The sequence below is a fragment of the Polaromonas sp. P1_G2 genome (assembly GCF_056405515.1).
Genome location: NZ_JBFUBY010001383.1, coordinates 1 through 412 on the forward strand (window position 1 = coordinate 1; position 412 = coordinate 412).

Consider the following 412-nt stretch of genomic DNA (forward strand, 5'->3'; position numbering starts at 1 on the left):
GCTTTTGCATGTCGCCACAGCCTAACTTGAATTCAACGACGTCCGCTACGTGCAACATATATTGTACGAGGATCATTTCATGGCGACGGTTAGCATCCGCATAGACGATGAAACGAAACGCCGCTGGAATGATCTGGCCAAGGCTCATGGCCTCAATCAAAGCGAGCTTTTTCGTCAGGCGATCATCGAAAAGCTGGAAGAGCTCGAAGATTTTTACGTCGTGAAGGACCGTAGCGCAAAACCTTTCAAGACCCTCTCGAACGAGGATGTCTGGAAGGAACTGGGCCTTGAGGATTGAACGGCATCCGGGAAGCACTCGGTGATCTACGCCAAAAGCTGGCTCCCCATTGCGGCAATATGAAAGGCTTCGTGCCGGTCATAAGCGTCGCACATCGAAGCGTCGCCTATGACC

The 412-nt window shown here is 51.9% G+C and carries 1 protein-coding gene; it reads left to right on the plus strand.

Annotated elements, in window-relative coordinates; translation table 11 throughout:
- Window positions 1–79: 79 nt before the first annotated feature.
- The gene (relB, locus tag AC1D0P_RS30675; protein ID WP_477680180.1) at window positions 80–298 is read left to right on the plus strand and encodes a type II toxin-antitoxin system RelB family antitoxin; all 219 of its coding nucleotides are present in this window, start codon (window positions 80–82) and stop codon (window positions 296–298) included.
- Window positions 299–412 lie beyond the last annotated feature (114 nt).